The 16,263-nt window shown below is 65.5% G+C and carries 16 protein-coding genes; 14 read left to right on the forward strand and 2 right to left on the reverse strand.

The features are described from left to right. Positions 1–11 precede the first annotated feature (11 nt). The 11 genes from aroA to cysM all read left to right on the forward strand — a co-directional run bounded on the left by aroA (position 12) and on the right by cysM (position 11,010). On the forward strand, positions 12–1,316 hold the full coding sequence (gene aroA, locus LXM88_RS10120; RefSeq protein ID WP_262541719.1) for a 3-phosphoshikimate 1-carboxyvinyltransferase: 1,305 nt from the start codon (positions 12–14) through the stop codon (positions 1,314–1,316). A gap of 13 nt (positions 1,317–1,329) precedes the next feature. Continuing rightward, entirely contained in the window at positions 1,330–2,016 is a 687-nt protein-coding gene (gene cmk, locus LXM88_RS10125; RefSeq protein ID WP_047900120.1) for a (d)CMP kinase, read from the forward strand. 142 nt (positions 2,017–2,158) lie between these two features. After that, positions 2,159–3,871: a 30S ribosomal protein S1 gene (gene rpsA, locus LXM88_RS10130; protein ID WP_262541720.1), complete on the forward strand. Its 1,713-nt coding sequence runs from the start codon at positions 2,159–2,161 to the stop codon at positions 3,869–3,871. Between the two features lie 22 nt (positions 3,872–3,893). Next, positions 3,894–4,217, forward strand: a complete 324-nt coding sequence (locus LXM88_RS10135) for an integration host factor subunit beta (RefSeq protein WP_011544886.1) — start codon at positions 3,894–3,896, stop codon at positions 4,215–4,217. 209 nt (positions 4,218–4,426) lie between these two features. Continuing rightward, positions 4,427–4,720, forward strand: coding sequence for a lipopolysaccharide assembly protein LapA domain-containing protein (locus LXM88_RS10140; RefSeq protein WP_012328123.1), 294 nt, complete (start codon positions 4,427–4,429; stop codon positions 4,718–4,720). A 53-nt stretch (positions 4,721–4,773) separates the two neighbouring features. After that, positions 4,774–5,946, forward strand: coding sequence for a lipopolysaccharide assembly protein LapB (lapB, locus tag LXM88_RS10145; RefSeq protein ID WP_262541721.1), 1,173 nt, complete (start codon positions 4,774–4,776; stop codon positions 5,944–5,946). Between the two features lie 90 nt (positions 5,947–6,036). Continuing rightward, the gene (locus LXM88_RS10150; protein WP_262541722.1) at positions 6,037–7,437 is read left to right on the forward strand and encodes a UDP-glucose dehydrogenase family protein; all 1,401 of its coding nucleotides are present in this window, start codon (positions 6,037–6,039) and stop codon (positions 7,435–7,437) included. 7 nt (positions 7,438–7,444) lie between these two features. Continuing rightward, positions 7,445–8,395 (forward strand): D-glycero-beta-D-manno-heptose-7-phosphate kinase, encoded by a 951-nt coding sequence (gene rfaE1 / locus LXM88_RS10155; protein ID WP_262541723.1) that lies wholly within the window; start codon positions 7,445–7,447, stop codon positions 8,393–8,395. Positions 8,396–8,458: 63 nt separating this feature from the next. Next, complete coding sequence (rfaD, locus tag LXM88_RS10160) at positions 8,459–9,451, forward strand: ADP-glyceromanno-heptose 6-epimerase (RefSeq protein WP_047900124.1); 993 nt, start codon at positions 8,459–8,461, stop codon at positions 9,449–9,451. Positions 9,452–9,524: 73 nt separating this feature from the next. Further along, positions 9,525–9,893 (forward strand): ComEA family DNA-binding protein, encoded by a 369-nt coding sequence (locus tag LXM88_RS10165; RefSeq protein ID WP_262541724.1) that lies wholly within the window; start codon positions 9,525–9,527, stop codon positions 9,891–9,893. Positions 9,894–10,107: 214 nt separating this feature from the next. Continuing rightward, positions 10,108–11,010: a cysteine synthase CysM gene (gene cysM / locus LXM88_RS10170; protein WP_262541725.1), complete on the forward strand. Its 903-nt coding sequence runs from the start codon at positions 10,108–10,110 to the stop codon at positions 11,008–11,010. A 67-nt stretch (positions 11,011–11,077) separates the two neighbouring features. On the opposite strand, the gene mltB is transcribed toward cysM, so the two are convergent. Beyond that, complete coding sequence (gene mltB, locus LXM88_RS10175) at positions 11,078–12,295, reverse strand: lytic murein transglycosylase B (protein WP_262541726.1); 1,218 nt, start codon at positions 12,293–12,295, stop codon at positions 11,078–11,080. Positions 12,296–12,464: 169 nt separating this feature from the next. Here mltB and LXM88_RS10180 point away from each other — a divergent pair, with 169 nt between their 5' ends. After that, positions 12,465–13,388 carry a histone deacetylase family protein gene (locus LXM88_RS10180; RefSeq protein WP_011351344.1) on the forward strand — a complete coding sequence of 308 codons (924 nt, stop codon included), beginning with the start codon at positions 12,465–12,467 and terminating at the stop codon, positions 13,386–13,388. A gap of 31 nt (positions 13,389–13,419) precedes the next feature. Here LXM88_RS10180 and LXM88_RS10185 read toward each other — a convergent pair whose 3' ends face one another. Next, positions 13,420–14,340, reverse strand: coding sequence for an alpha/beta hydrolase (locus LXM88_RS10185; protein WP_262541727.1), 921 nt, complete (start codon positions 14,338–14,340; stop codon positions 13,420–13,422). A gap of 216 nt (positions 14,341–14,556) precedes the next feature. Here LXM88_RS10185 and LXM88_RS10190 point away from each other — a divergent pair, with 216 nt between their 5' ends. Together LXM88_RS10190 and LXM88_RS10195 are read left to right on the forward strand one after the other, a co-directional pair. After that, positions 14,557–15,591, forward strand: coding sequence for a methionine ABC transporter ATP-binding protein (locus LXM88_RS10190; protein ID WP_262541728.1), 1,035 nt, complete (start codon positions 14,557–14,559; stop codon positions 15,589–15,591). Continuing rightward, positions 15,581–16,234, forward strand: a complete 654-nt coding sequence (locus LXM88_RS10195) for a methionine ABC transporter permease (RefSeq protein WP_006486982.1) — start codon at positions 15,581–15,583, stop codon at positions 16,232–16,234. Before LXM88_RS10190 ends, LXM88_RS10195 begins: the two co-directional genes overlap by 11 nt. Positions 16,235–16,263: the final 29 nt, after the last annotated feature.

A 16,263-nucleotide genomic window follows, 5' to 3' on the forward strand; every position in this document is an offset into this window, starting at 1 on the left:
GGACGATTCCCATGGACTATCTCGATCTCGGCCCGTACTCCAGCGCATCGGGCACCGTGCGCCTGCCCGGCTCGAAGAGCATCTCGAACCGCGTGCTGCTGCTCGCGGCGCTTGCCGAAGGCGAAACGACGATCACCAATCTGCTCGACTCCGACGATACGCGCGTGATGCTCGATGCACTCGGCAAGCTCGGCGTGAAGCTCGCGCGCGATGGCGACACCTGCGTCGTCACGGGCACGCGCGGCGCGTTCACCGCGAAGACTGCCGACCTGTTCCTCGGCAACGCGGGCACGGCCGTGCGGCCGCTGACTGCCGCGCTCGCAGTGAACGGCGGCGACTATCGCGTGCACGGCGTGCCGCGCATGCATGAGCGGCCGATCGGCGATCTCGTCGACGGCCTGCGGCAGATCGGCGCGCAGATCGACTACGAACTGAACGAAGGCTACCCGCCGCTGCGGATCAAGCCCGCGACGATCTCGGTCGATGCGCCGATCCGCGTGCGCGGCGACGTGTCGAGCCAGTTCCTCACGGCGCTGCTGATGACGCTGCCGCTCGTGAAGGCGAAGGACGGCAAGATTGTGGTCGAGGTCGACGGCGAACTGATCTCGAAGCCGTACATCGACATCACGATCCGGCTGATGGAGCGTTTCGGCGTGGTCGTCGAGCGTGACGGCTGGCAGCGCTTCGTCGTGCCGGCCGGCGTCCGCTACCGCTCGCCGGGGCGGATCATGGTCGAGGGCGATGCGTCGTCCGCATCGTACTTCCTCGCGGCCGGCGCGCTTGGTGGCGGCCCGCTGCGAGTCGAGGGCGTGGGGCGCGCGAGCATCCAGGGCGACGTCGGTTTCGCGAACGCGCTGATGCAGATGGGCGCGAACGTGACAATGGGCGACGACTGGATCGACGTCCGCGGCATCGGCCACGACCACGGCAAGCTCGAGCCGATCGACATGGACTTCAACCTGATCCCCGATGCGGCGATGACCATCGCGGTCGCGGCGCTGTTCGCGAAAGGCACGAGCACGCTGCGCAACATCGCGAGCTGGCGCGTGAAGGAAACCGACCGCATCGCCGCGATGGCGACCGAATTGCGCAAGGTCGGCGCGATCGTCGAGGAAGGTCCCGACTATCTCGTCGTCACGCCGCCGGAAAAGCTCACGCCGAACGCCGCGATCGACACGTACGACGATCACCGGATGGCGATGTGCTTCTCGCTCGTCAGCCTGGGCGGCGTGCCCGTGCGGATCAACGATCCGAAGTGCGTCGGCAAGACGTTCCCCGACTATTTCGACCGCTTCGCCGCGCTCGCCAAAGCCTGACCCGACTGTTCCGATGAAATCGACCCGACCCTTTCACCCGACTCCCGTCATCACGATCGACGGCCCGACCGCTTCCGGCAAGGGCACCGTCGCCGCGCTCGTTGCCGCGCACCTTGGCTTCCACCTGCTCGACAGCGGCGCGCTGTACCGTCTCGCGGCGCTTGCAAGCGTGCGCTACGGCATCGCGGAGGAGGACATCGACGCGCTGGTGAAACTGATCGACGATCTTCACATCACGTTCCGCGAAGGCTGCGCGCAGCTCGACGGCGTCGACGTGTCGAACGACATCCGTGCCGAAGCCGTCGGCAACCGTGCGTCGGCCATCGCCGTGCACGGGCCCGTGCGCACCGCGCTCGTCGCGCGCCAGCGCGCGTTCCGCAAGACGCCGGGCCTTGTTGCCGACGGCCGCGACATGGGTACGGTGATCTTTCCGGACGCCGTGCTGAAGGTGTTCCTGACGGCCAGCGCCGAGGCGCGCGCGGCCAGACGGCATAAGCAATTGATGCAAAAAGGTTTTTCTGCTAATATAGATGACTTGCTCCGGGATCTTCGTGAACGTGACGCGCGCGACAGCAATCGCGCGGCCGCGCCGCTGAAGCCCGCGGCAGATGCCAGGCTGCTCGATACGTCGGCACTTTCGGTTGATGAAGCAGTCGACCAGGTGCTGCAGTGGTACCGGGCGCTCGGCCAGCCCGCCTGAGAAGGCGGGCAGCGGTAGGTGCTCCGCGTCGCAAGCGCGGAGCGTGTTTCGAACCCTTAACCCCGTGTGGAACTCGATCTGGCCCTTTCAGCCTGCCATTCCGGCCGGCGTGGCACAGCGACCCATGCACAATCAGATTTTTATGTCCGACCTGCAAACCTCCACCCCGAATACCGAATCCTTTGCGGCTCTGTTCGAAGAGTCGCTGACCCGCCAAGACATGCGCGCCGGCGAAGTGATTTCCGCCGAAGTCGTGCGCGTCGACCACAACTTCGTGGTCGTCAATGCAGGCCTGAAGTCCGAGGCTTACATTCCGATCGAGGAATTCCTGAACGATCAGGGCGAGGTTGAGGTGCAGGCGGGCGATTTCGTGTCCGTCGCGATCGACGCACTCGAAAACGGCTACGGCGACACGATCCTGTCGCGCGACAAGGCGAAGCGCCTTGCATCGTGGCTGTCGCTGGAAAAGGCCCTCGACAACAACGAACTCGTCACCGGCACCATCACCGGCAAGGTGAAGGGCGGCATGACCGTGATGGTCAACGGCATCCGCGCGTTCCTGCCGGGTTCGCTGGTCGACACGCGTCCGGTCAAGGACACGACGCCGTACGAAGGCAAGACGCTCGAGTTCCGCGTGATCAAGCTCGACCGCAAGCGTAACAACGTCGTGCTGTCGCGTCGTGCAGTGATCGAAGCGACCCAAGGCGAAGAGCGCGCGAAGCTGCTCGAGACGCTGAAGGAAGGCGCGATCGTCAACGGCGTGGTCAAGAACATCACCGACTACGGCGCGTTCGTCGACCTCGGCGGCATCGACGGCCTGCTGCACATCACCGACATCGCATGGCGTCGCGTGCGTCACCCGAGCGAAGTCCTGTCGGTTGGCCAGGAAGTCACCGCGAAGATCCTCAAGTTCGACCAAGAGAAGAACCGCGTCTCGCTGGGCATCAAGCAACTGGGCGACGATCCGTGGGAAGGCATCTCGCGCCGTTACCCGTCGGGCACGCGCCTGTTCGGCAAGGTCACGAACATCACCGACTACGGCGCATTCGTCGAAGTGGAATCGGGCATCGAAGGCCTGGTCCACGTGTCGGAAATGGACTGGACCAACAAGAACGTTGCTCCGTCGAAGGTTGTCCAGCTGGGCGACGAAGTCGAAGTCATGGTCCTCGAGATCGACGAAGACCGTCGTCGTATCAGCCTCGGCATGAAGCAGTGCAAGCCGAATCCGTGGGATGACTTCAGCCGCAACTTCAAGAAGGGCGACAAGATCACGGGCGCAATCAAGTCGATCACCGACTTCGGCGTGTTCATCGGTCTGCCGGGCGGCATCGACGGCCTGGTCCACCTGTCGGACCTGTCGTGGAGCGAAGCCGGCGAAGAAGCCGTTCGCAAGTACAAGAAGGGCGACGAAGTCGAGGCAATCGTGCTCGGTATCGACGTCGAGAAGGAGCGTATTTCGCTCGGCATCAAGCAGCTCGAAGGCGACCCGTTCAGCAACTACGTTGCAATGAACGACAAGGGCTCGATCGTCGACGGCGTCGTGAAGACGGTCGATGCGAAGGGTGCGGTCGTCACGCTGACGGGCGACATCGAAGGCTACCTGCGCGCGTCGGAAATCTCGCAGGATCGCGTCGAAGACGCACGCAACGTGCTGAAGGAAGGCGACAAGGTCAACGCGATGGTGATCAACATCGATCGCAAGTCGCGCGGCATCAACCTGTCGATCAAGGCGAAGGATTCGGCCGAGCAACAGGAAGCGATCCGCGGCCTGCAATCGGACTCCAGCGCTGCTGCGACCGGTACGACCAACCTCGGCGCGCTGCTGAAGGCGAAGCTCGACGGCCAGAACCAGTAAGCCTCACGAGGTCTGCTGAAGTATGACCAAATCCGAGTTGGTCGCGCAGCTGGCATCGCGATTTCCGCAACTTGTCCTCAAGGATGCGGATTTCGCGGTGAAAACGATGCTCGATGCGATGTCCGATGCCCTGGCGAAAGGGCATCGCATCGAAATTCGGGGTTTCGGCAGCTTCGGCCTCAACCGTCGCCCGGCACGCGTCGGACGCAACCCGAAGTCGGGGGAGAAAGTGCAGGTGCCCGAGAAGTTCGTGCCGCACTTCAAGCCTGGCAAGGAATTGCGTGAACGTGTCGACGGCCGCGCCGGTGAGCCGCTGAAGGCTGACGATCCGGACGACGATCGTTGAACGTCGTTCGGTTTGCCCGGAACCTGTCCGGCGAAGGCTGAAGAGAAAAGCGCCCCTAGCGGGCGCTTTTTTCATTTCCGGCGACCGCGGCGCAATGGGGCGCGCAGGATGTGCGCAGTCGCGGAAACGCTTCCTTTACAATACGGGTCGATTCGGTGCGACGAAGGGGAGTCGCGCGCCGCGGCAAACCTCAACAAAGAGAGGGCTTCATGAAGTTTATCGTTTGGCTGATCCGGGTACTGGTGTTCGTACTGTTGCTGGTGCTCGCGCTGGCCAATACGCAAACCGCGACGCTGAATTTTGTTGCCGGCTACGCATGGCAAGCGCCGCTGATCCTGATCGGTCTGGCGTTCTTCGCCGTGGGCCTGCTGGCTGGCCTGCTGTCCGCGCTGCCTTCGATCTTCCGTCTGCGTCTCGAGAACGGGCGCCTGAAGCGCGATCTGCGCGCGGCGCGCGAAACGCCCGCCGTCATCGATCAGCCGCCGATGCCGCCCGTCATTTAACACGGACGCCGCGCGATAATCGCGCGGTTTTCGTCTCTGCTTCGATATTTCGCATGGATCTGGATTTCTGGTGGTTGCTCGCGATTCCGGTCGCGTTCGCGCTCGGTTGGGCAGCGTCACGCTATGACCTGAAGAATCTCCTGTCGGAGAGTGCCAACCTGCCGCGATCGTATTTTCGCGGCCTGAATTTTCTGTTGAACGAACAACCCGACAAGGCGATCGACGCGTTCATCGAGGTCGCCAAGCTCGACCCCGAGACGGTCGAACTGCACTTCGCGCTCGGCAACCTGTTTCGTCGTCGCGGCGAAACCGATCGCGCAATCCGCGTGCACCAGAACCTGCTGAGCCGCACGGACCTGCCGGTCAACGAGCGCGACCACGCGCTTTACGAGCTCGGCCAGGATTTCCTGAAGGCCGGCCTGCTCGATCGCGCCGAGGAGGCGTTCCACAAGCTCGCCGACGGCGACTACGCGCTCGGCGCGCAGCGGGCACTGCTGACGATCTACGAGATCGAGAAGGACTGGAACAAGTCGATCGATACCGCGAAGCGCATCGCGTCGATGAGCGACAAACCGCTCGGTACCGAAATCGCGCAGTTTCACTGCGAACTCGCGCAGGATGCGCTGCAGCGCAAGAATGCCGCCGCGGCCGCAGAACAACTGCGGCTCGCACTGACCGTGAACCCGCAGAACGTTCGCGCGACGATCCTGTCCGGCGATGCCGCGGAGGCGGAGGGCAACCACGCGGCCGCGATCGAGCACTGGAAGCGCGTCGAAGCGCAGAACCCGGCGTATCTGCCGCTCGTCGCCGACAAGCTGATGAAGGCCTATGTCGCGCTCGGCAGGAACGTCGACGGCGCGGAACTGCTGATGGGGTATGTCGACCGCTATCCGTCGAACGACCTGCTCGACGTCGCGTATCAGCACATCGCGGGGTTGCGCGGCCAGGACGCTGCGCACACGCTCGCGCGTGCGCAGATGGAGAAGTCGCCGAACCTGTCGGGGATGCTGCACCTGCTGGATGCGCAGATCGCGGCCGCCGACGAACCACGTCGTAAGGAACTTGAAATGATGCGTGCGCTGATCAAGCAGCGCACGAAAAATCTGCCACGGTATACGTGCCAGAATTGCGGTTTCCGGGCACGGCTCTTCTACTGGCAGTGCCCCGGATGCAGCGGCTGGGAAACCTATGCGCCGCGCCGCGTCGAACCTGCGATGTCGAGCTGATCCCGGCACGCGGAGCCAACGCGCTGCGGTTGTCGCCGGGCTTGTCCCGGCGGCCAAGTTAGTCAATTACCGGGAAGTACCGGAACATCTATGAAAATCACCATCATCGGCACCGGCTATGTCGGCCTGGTCACGGGCGCATGCCTCGCGGAGATCGGCCACGACGTCTTCTGTCTGGACGTCGATCCGCGCAAGATCGACATCCTGAATAACGGCGGCATGCCGATTCACGAACCGGGGCTGCTGGACATCATCGCGCGGAACCGCGCGGCGGGGCGCCTGCGCTTCTCGACCGACATCGAGGCGAGCGTCGCGCACGGCGAGATCCAGTTCATTGCGGTCGGCACGCCACCCGACGAGGACGGCTCGGCCGACCTGCAATACGTGCTCGAGGCCGCGCGCAACATCGGCCGCTACATGACGGGCTTCAAGGTGATCGTCGACAAATCGACGGTGCCCGTCGGCACCGCGCAGCGCGTGCGCGGCGTGGTCGACGAGGCGCTTGCCGCACGCGGGCTCGCGGGCAGCGTCGCGCATCGCTTCTCGGTCGTGTCGAACCCGGAGTTCCTGAAAGAAGGCGCCGCGGTCGAGGACTTCATGCGTCCGGACCGGATCATCATCGGCGTCGACGGCGACGAGACGGGCACGATCGCGCGCGAGAAGATGAAGAAGCTTTACGCGCCGTTCAACCGCAACCACGAGCGGACGATCTACATGGACGTGCGTTCGGCCGAATTCGCGAAATATGCGGCGAATGCGATGCTCGCGACGCGTATCTCGTTCATGAACGAGATGTCGAATCTCGCCGACAAGGTCGGCGCCGACATCGAGGCCGTGCGCCGCGGGATCGGCTCCGATCCGCGCATCGGCTACCACTTCCTGTACGCGGGCGTCGGTTACGGCGGCTCGTGCTTCCCGAAGGACGTCCAGGCGCTGATTCGCACCGCGGCCGAGAACGGCCAGCCGCTGCGCATCCTGGAAGCCGTCGAGGCAGCCAACCATGCGCAGAAGGACGTGCTGATCGGCAAGATCGAGCAGCGCTTCGGCGCCGATCTCACCGGCCGCGAGTTCGCGGTCTGGGGCCTGGCGTTCAAGCCGAACACCGACGACATGCGCGAGGCGCCGAGCCGCCGCCTGATCGCCGCGCTGCTCGAGCGCGGCGCGACCGTGCGCGCGTACGATCCGGTCGCGGTCGACGAGGCGCGGCGCGTGTTCGCGCTGGATTTCGGCGACGATGCGGACGCGCTCGCGCGGCTGCATCTCGTCGATACGCAGGACGTCGCGGTGACGGGTGCGGACGCGCTCGTGATCGTGACCGAATGGAAGGAATTCCGGAGCCCCGATTTCACGCGCCTGAAGGCCGAACTGAAGGCGCCGGTGATCTTCGACGGGCGCAACCTGTACGAGCCGGACGCGATGGCCGAACTGGGCATCGACTACTATGCGATCGGCCGGCCGTATGTCGATCCCCAGTCGTCCTCCCGTGGTTGACCGCACGATGAATACTCCCCGCGATGTCGTTCAGGTGCCGCGCGAGCAGCTCGCGCGTTCGCGCGTGCTTGTCGTCGGCGACGTGATGCTCGACCGTTACTGGTTCGGCAACGTCGATCGCATTTCGCCGGAAGCACCGGTGCCGGTCGTGCACGTGCAGCGTCAGGAAGAGCGGCTCGGCGGCGCGGCCAACGTCGCGCGCAATGCCGTGACGCTGGGTGGCCAGGCCGGGCTGCTGTGCGTCGTCGGTTGCGACGAACCCGGCGAGCGGATCGTCGAGCTGCTCGGCAGCAGCGGCGTGACGCCGCATCTCGAGCGCGACCCGGCGTTGCCGACCACGATCAAGCTGCGCGTGCTCGCGCGCCAGCAGCAACTGCTGCGCGTCGACTTCGAGGCGATGCCGACGCACGAGGTGCTGCTCGCGGGGCTCGCGCGCTTCGACGCGCTGCTGCCGCAGCACGACGTCGTGCTGATGTCGGATTACGCGAAAGGCGGCCTGACGCACGTCACGACGATGATCGAGAAGGCGCGTGCGGCCGGCAAGTCCGTCCTCGTCGACCCGAAGGGCGACGACTGGGCACGCTACCGCGGCGCATCGCTGATCACGCCGAATCGCGCGGAGTTGCGCGAAGTGGTTGGGCAGTGGAAATCGGAAGACGATCTGCGCGCGCGTGTTGCGAAGCTGCGTGCGGAACTCGACATCGACGCGCTGCTGCTCACGCGTTCGGAAGAGGGCATGACGCTCTTTTCCTCTACCGGCGAACTGCACGCGCCGGCGCTCGCGCGCGAGGTGTTCGACGTGTCGGGCGCGGGCGATACCGTGATCGCGACGGTCGCGACGATGCTCGGCGCAGGCGTGCCGCTCGTCGACGCGGTCGTGCTCGCGAATCGCGCGGCAGGCATCGTGGTCGGCAAGCTCGGCACGGCCACGGTGGACTACGACGAACTGTTTCACTGAGCGCATTCGGCGGCGCGACGAGCGCGTCGCACGAGTGGCTCGCACTTTTCAGGCAGGACGATCATGACCCTCATCGTCACCGGCGCAGCCGGTTTTATCGGCGCGAACATCGTCAAGGCGCTCAACGAGCGCGGCGAGACGCGCATCATCGCGGTCGACAACCTGACGCGCGCGGACAAGTTCCGCAATCTCGTCGATTGCGAGATCGACGACTATCTCGACAAGACGGAATTCGTCGAACGCTTCGCGCGCGGCGATTTCGGCAAGGTGCGCGCGGTGTTCCACGAAGGCGCCTGTTCGGACACGATGGAAACCGACGGCCGCTACATGATGGACAACAACTTCCGCTACAGCCGCGCGGTGCTCGACGCTTGCCTCGCACAGGGCGCGCAGTTCCTGTACGCATCGTCGGCCGCGATCTACGGCGGCTCGACGCGTTTCGTCGAGGAGCGCGACGTCGAGGCGCCGTTGAACGTGTACGGCTATTCGAAGTTCCTGTTCGACCAGGTGATCCGTCGGGTACTGCCGACCGCGAAGAGCCAGATTGCCGGCTTCCGCTATTTCAACGTGTACGGCGCGCGCGAGACGCACAAGGGGCGCATGGCGTCGGTTGCGTTCCACAACTTCAACCAGTTCCGCGCGGAAGGCAAGGTGAAGCTGTTCGGCGAGTACAACGGCTATGCACCGGGCGAGCAGACGCGTGACTTCGTGTCGGTCGAGGACGTCGCGAAGGTGAACCTGTTCTTCTTCGATCATCCGGAGAAGTCGGGCATCTTCAACCTCGGCACGGGCCGTGCGCAGCCGTTCAACGACATCGCGTCGACGGTCGTGAACACGCTGCGCGCACTCGACAACCTGCCGCCGCTGACGCTCGCGCAGCAGGTCGAGCAGGGGCTGATCGAATACGTGGCGTTCCCCGATGCGCTGCGCGGCAAGTACCAGTGCTTCACGCAGGCCGACCAGACGAAACTGCGCGCGGCCGGCTACGACGCACCGTTCCTGACCGTGCAGGAAGGTGTCGACCGTTACGTGCGTTGGCTGTCCGGCCAGGTTTAAGCGGAAGCGTTGCATCGCTAGACTGGGTCTCACGGTCGGCAGCCGCCGGCCGTTTTCATCGGAGATCCAGCACATGATCAGGAAATGGTTTGCCGCAGCGGTCATGCTCGGCGCAGTCGCGTCGGCCTGGGCGGCCGTCGACGTCAACACCGCGAACGAGGATGCGCTCGTCGGCATCAAGGGCATCGGCCCGGCGCGGGCGAAGGCAATTCTCGACGAACGCGGCGCGCGTGGCCCGTTCAGGAATGCGGAAGATCTCGCGTCACGCGTGAAAGGCATGGGCGGCCATACCGTCGAGCGACTTCAGCAGGAAGGGCTGACGATAGGCGCGGCCGGCTCAGGCGCGGGCGCAGGCGGTTCAGGCGCCGCGGCCGCACCGGTCGCGGGCAAGCCGGCGGCCGCAAAGCCTGCCGCTGCACCCGCCCGCACCGCGCAGAAGTAACGCGTCGCGCGCGACAGACAAAGGGCTCCTTCAGTCGCCGTCATTGCGACGGCTTCCCGCGGCATGCCGCGGGTTTTTTGCGTGCGCAACGCGTGCGCGGCGGTCGCGAATCGCGCCGCATGTGTATTCCATCGTCGCAAAGGGGTTGCCGGCGCGAGCGGCGGTGCTGGTTTACAATCGATCGATTGATCGGCCTCGTACTCACGGTATCTCCATGGCTTACAAAACTATCGAAGACACGATCGGCAATACGCCGCTCGTGCAACTGGTCCGCTTGCCGGACGACGAGATTCGCGCACGCAACAACGTGGTGCTCGCGAAGCTCGAAGGCAATAACCCGGCCGGTTCCGTGAAGGATCGTCCGGCGCTGTCGATGATCAGCAAGGCCGAGGCGCGCGGGCGCATCAAGCCGGGCGATACGCTGATCGAGGCGACGAGCGGCAACACGGGCATCGCGCTCGCGATGGCAGCGGCGATCCGCGGCTACAAGATGGTGCTGATCATGCCGGAGGATCTGTCGGTCGAGCGCCGCCAGAGCATGGCGGCCTATGGCGCCGAGATCATCCTCACGCCGGTGAAGGGCGGGATGGAACTGGCGCGCGACCTCGCGGACCAGATGCAACGCGAGGGCAAGGGCGTGATCCTCGACCAGTTCGCCAACCCCGACAACCCGGTTGCGCACTACGAAGCGACCGGCCCGGAGATCTGGCGCGATACCGACGGGCGCGTGACGCACTTCGTGTCGGCGATGGGCACGACCGGCACGATCATGGGCGTATCGCGGTATCTGAAGGAACGGAATTCCGAGATCGAGATCGTCGGTGCGCAACCGGAAGAAGGTTCGCGCATTCCGGGCATCCGCAAGTGGCCGGAAGCCTATCTGCCGACGATCTTCGATCGCAGCCGTGTCGACCGCGTCGAGAACGTGAGCCAGGCCGCCTCCGAAATGATGGCGCGTCGGCTGGCGGCTGTCGAAGGCATCTTCGCGGGCATTTCGTCGGGCGGCGCATGCGAAGTCGCGATGCGCATCGCGCGTCAGGTCGAGAACGCGACGATCGTGTTCATCATTTGCGATCGCGGCGACCGCTATCTGTCCACGGGCGTGTTCCCGGCCTGAGCCCGGTCCGCACGCGATAAAAAAAACGCCGCAGTTGCGGCGTTTTTCTTTGGCGCGGGTGTATTGCTTACTGCGCTTGCTCGTCCGCGTTGGCCGGCTTCAGCGCGCCGCTCGCTTCCATCTGCGCCTTCACGGCCTCGCCGAGCTGATACACGGTGAGTGCGTAGAAGAAACTGCGGTTGTAGCGCGTCAGCACGTAGAAATTCTTGAGACCGAGCATGAATTCGGTCGCGCGCCCCGGCGACGGCAGGTCGACCACGGTGACCGGCGTGCCGGCTTCGGTGGTGATGTTGACTGCCGGTTCGTTCAGCGTCATGCCCGCGCGCATCAGTTGCGACAGCGCCCAGTGCGGTTCGGGCTGGCCGTCGGCGGCGGCCTGTGCGATTCCCAGGCTGCCCGTATCGGGCGTGATCTGCCAGACCACCGGGCGGTCGGTTTCCCAGCCGTGCTGCTTCAGGTAGTTCGCGACGCTGCCGATCGCATCGACAGGACTGCTGCGCAGATCGACGTGGCCCGTGCCGTCGAAGTCGACCGCGTATTCGCGAATGCTGCTCGGCAGGAACTGCGGAATCCCGATCGCGCCGGTATACGAGCCGAGCACGGTGGTCGGGTCGAGCTGGTTGTCGCGGGTCCAGACCAGGAAATCCTCGAGGTTCTTGCGGAACGTTGCCTGGCGGCTGTCGCGATTCGGTGTGTCCGGATAGTCGAACGTGAGCGTCGTCAGCGCGTCGAGCACGCGGAAATTGCCCATGTAGCGGCCATAGATCGTCTCGACGCCGATGATGCCGACGATCACTTCGGGCGGCACGCCGAACTCCTCGGATGCGCGCTGCAGCGTCGCCTGGTTGGCCTTCCAGAACTTCACGCCCGCGTTGATGCGGATCGGCTCGATGAAGCGCGAGCGATAGACGCGCCAGTTCTTGACCGTCGGCGACGCGGCGGGCTTCACGAGCTTGACCGCCGTCGCCGAATAGCTGATGCGCGAAAACAGCGCATGCAGGCTCGCGGAGTCGAAGCCGTTGCGGCTCACCATCTCGTCGATGAATGCGTCGACCTTCGCGTTGCTCGCGTAACGCTGAGGAACGATCTCCTCTTCGAAGGCCTGGCCTTGCGGCGCCGGCTGCTGGGGCTGGGCCTGTGCGACGCGCGTGCCGGCAGGCTTCGCCGGCTGCGTCTGCGCGCCGGCAGGCGCGGCGCCGAGGACTGCGGCGACGGCGGCAACGACGAGCGGAGCGCGAACACGGAGCAGCGCGGAGAGAAGGGCGGCAGGCTTGCTGGAATTCATGTCGAAGCGGGCGGACAGGGCGATTGGGTTCGGCGCAGTATACCCGACGCATCCGGCGCGCCGGGGCTAAGCGGGGCCCCGTTGTGGTAAGTTAGCGGCGAATTCGCGGCAGACGATGGACATCATTGAGGGAGACCTGCGGCGCACCGCGCGCTGCGGATGACAGCTTATGGCAACCGCTTTCTATACGCACCCCGACTGCATGCTGCACGAGATGGGGGAATGGCATCCGGAATGCCCGGCCCGCTTGTCGGCGATCCAGGATCAACTGATTGCGAGCCGCATCGACGACCTGATCGTGCACGAAACCGCGCCGTTCGCGAGCGAGGTGGCGCTGGGCCGTGTGCATACGCAGGCGCACATCGACTACATCCGGAGCATGACGCCGGTCGACGGCTACGTCGAGATCGATCCCGATACGCTGATGAACCGCGATACGTGGCGTGCGGCACTGCGCGCGGCCGGTGCCGCGATCGCGGCGACCGACGCGGTGATCGAAGGCCGCTACGCGAATGCGTTCTGCGGCGTCCGGCCGCCCGGCCACCACGCGGAGCCCGCGCGCGCGATGGGTTTCTGCTTCTTCAACAACGTCGCGATCGCTGCGCGGCATGCGCTCGACGTACACGGTCTCGAGCGTGTCGCGATCATCGATTTCGACGTGCACCACGGCAACGGCACCGAGGCTGCGTTCGCGAACGACGAGCGCGTGCTGATGTGCAGTTTCTTCCAGCATCCGCTGTACCCGTTCTCGGGCGTCGATCACCAGGCGCCGAACATGGTCAACCTGCCGATGCCCGCGCGCAGCAACGGGATGGCGATCCGCGAAGCCGTCGACATGTTCTGGCTGCCGCGTCTCGACGCGTTCAAGCCGCAGATGCTGTTCGTGTCGGCCGGCTTCGATGCGCATCGCGAGGACGACATCGGCAATCTCGGCCTCGTCGAGGCCGACTTCGAATGGCTGACCGCGCAGATCGTCGACGTCGCGCGTCGTCATGCGCAGGGCCGCATCGTGAGCTGTCTCGAAGGCGGCTACAACCTGTCCGCGCTCGGGCGCAGCGTCGTCGCGCACCTGCGCGTGCTCGCCGGCATCTGACCGGCTGGCCGCTGCCGGCATGTGCGCTGGATCAGCGCGCCGGCACGCGTACGTTAATCCACGCGATCAGCGCGTCGATCACGCGATCGCGTTCGAGATCGTTCATCGTTTCGTGGAAGCCGCCTTCGTATAGCGTCAGCGTGCGATCGGGCGAGCCGACACGCGCGCCGAACGCGCGGCTGCCGTCGGGTTCGGTCAGCTTGTCCTCGGTGCCGTGATAGACGAGCACCGGGACGCGCAGCGCATCGCGGCCGCGTTCGATGCGCGCCATCGCATCGAGAATCTCCGCGCCGGTGCGTGCGGGCACCGCGCCATGATGCACGAGCGGATCGGCGCGATTGGCCGCGACGATGGCCGGATCGCGCGACAGCAGCGCCGCATCGATCCGGATCGCGGGGAAGGTCGGCCACGCGCGGCTGATGACGCGGCTCACCGCGAGCATCCAGCGCGGCACATCGCGCCCCGGTGCGAGCGCCGGGCTCGACAGTACGAGGCCCGTCAGCGCGTGGCCGCTGGCCGGCGCGCGTTCGATCGTGTACAGCGCGGCGACGGCGCCGCCCATGCTGTGTCCCATCAGGAACAGCGGCGCATTGCCGCGCGCGGCTTCCGCAACCAGCGCATCCGCATCGTTCAGGTAACCGTCGAAACGCTCGACCCAGGCTCGCTTGCCGGGCGACTGGCCGTGCCCGCGCAGATCGATCGCGAGCACGTCGATGCCGGCCGCGTTCAGCCGACCGGCGAGGGCGGCATAACGGCCCGCATGTTCGGCGAGGCCGTGCACGAGCGCGATCGTCGCGCGCGGCGGCGCGGTGCCGTCGCCGGCCGGCCAGCGGTACGACGCCAGTTCGAGCCCGTCCGCGGTGCGCAGCCGGCCCATTTTCGGCGCGGGCGGCGACGCAGGCGCCGATCCGGCGGTGGCAGGCGCGGCGGCCGGCGTGGTGGTGGCGGTCATCTGGCGTGTCCCCTGTGCATTGGTCTGTGTTCCGGATCATAGTCGCGGCATTGTCGAGGCGGGCCAGCGGCGCTCCTCTAATTTCGTGTGGTTATGAAAAGATCAAAATCGATTATTAAGGGGAATGAGGGGTTTGCGGTAAAATCGCCGGCTATTCCAGATGCATCGGTGGCCGACTGGCGGGCCTGCTCGCCAGTCGGCCACCGTTTTGTTTACATGATCGAATTACGCAATCTTTCGCAGCGTTTCCCGGGGCCGAGCGGCTGGGTCGACGCGCTGCGCAACGTCAATCTGACGATCCCGCAGGGCGAAGTGTTCGGCATCATCGGCCGAAGCGGCGCGGGCAAGAGCACGCTCGTGCGCACCATCAACCTGCTCACGCGGCCGACCGAAGGCAATGTCGTCGTCGGCGGGCGCGATCTCATGCTGCTGCCGGCTGGCGCGCTGCGCGACGCGCGCCGCGAGATCGGCATGATCTTCCAGCACTTCAACCTGCTGTCGTCGCGCACGGTGTTCGACAACGTCGCGTTGCCGCTGGAGCTGGCCGGCACAAGCCGTGCCGAGATCGAGGCCGCCGTGCTGCCGCTGCTCGACCTCGTCGGGCTGTCCGCGCAGAAGGACCGTTACCCGTCGCAGATCAGCGGCGGACAGAAGCAGCGCGTCGGCATCGCTCGCGCGCTCGCGAGCCAGCCGAAGGTGCTGCTGTCGGACGAAGCGACGTCCGCGCTCGATCCCGAGACCACACGGTCGATCCTCGACCTGCTGAAGCGCATCAACCGCGAGCTCGGCCTGACGATCGTGCTGATCACGCACCAGATGGAAGTGATCAAGCAGGTGTGCGATCGCGTCGCGGTGCTCGATGCGGGGCGCGTGGTCGAGGAGGGCCGCGTGATCGACGTGTTCCTGCAGCCGCATCACGAAGTGACGCGCGCGCTGATCGGCGACGTGATCGCGCAGGAACTGCCGCCCGCGCTGAAGGCGCGCGTGGCCGAGCGGCTGAAGACGGGCAGCGGGCATCTGCTGCGGCTCGCGTTCACGGGCTCGGGTGTCGACCAGCCGATCCTGTCGGAGACGATCCGTCGGTACGAACTCGATTTCAACATCCTGCACGGCCAGATCGACGAGATCCAGGGGCAGGCATTCGGTTCGCTCGCGGTGCTCGCGGGCGGCGAGCCGGGCAAGGTCGGGCAGGCGCTCGCGTTCCTGCGCGAGCAAGGTGTGGTGGTAGAGGAGCTTTCGTATGTTGAGTGAGATGTTCGATATGTTCGTGCAGTCGTTCTGGGAGACGCTGATCATGGTCGGCATCTCCGGGGCGGTCGGCGCGCTCGTCGGTCTGCCGCTCGGCGTGCTGCTCTACCTGACCGATCGTCAGGGCGTGCTGCAGAACCTCGCGGTGAATCGCGTGCTCGGCGGCATCGTAAACGCCGTCCGCTCGACGCCGTTCATCATCCTGCTGGTCGCGGTGATTCCGTTTACGCGGCTCGTCACGGGTTCGTCGATCGGCACGGCCGCGGCGGTCGTGCCGCTGACGCTCGCTGCCGCGCCGTTCATCGCGCGTCTCGTCGAGACGGCGCTGCGCGAAGTCGACCGCGGGCTGATCGAGGCTGCGCAATCGATGGGCGCGACCACGTCGCAGATCGTATTCAAGGTGCTGTTGCCCGAATCGCTGCCGGGCGTCGTGGCGGGCCTGACGATCACGTTCGTGTCGCTGGTCGGTTATTCGGCGATGGCGGGCGCGATCGGCGGCGGCGGCCTCGGCGATCTCGGGATTCGCTACGGCTACCAGCGTTATCTGCCGGAAGTGATGTGGACGGTCGTCGCCATCCTGATCGTGTTCGTGCAGATCGTACAGTCGTTTGGCGACTGGCTCGTCCGCCGGCTGAGCCACAAATAAGACGAAACTGAACCGTTAGGGGAGAGAGA

It is taken from the genome of Burkholderia sp. S-53 (assembly GCF_025560745.1).
Lineage (GTDB): Bacteria > Pseudomonadota > Gammaproteobacteria > Burkholderiales > Burkholderiaceae > Burkholderia > Burkholderia pyrrocinia.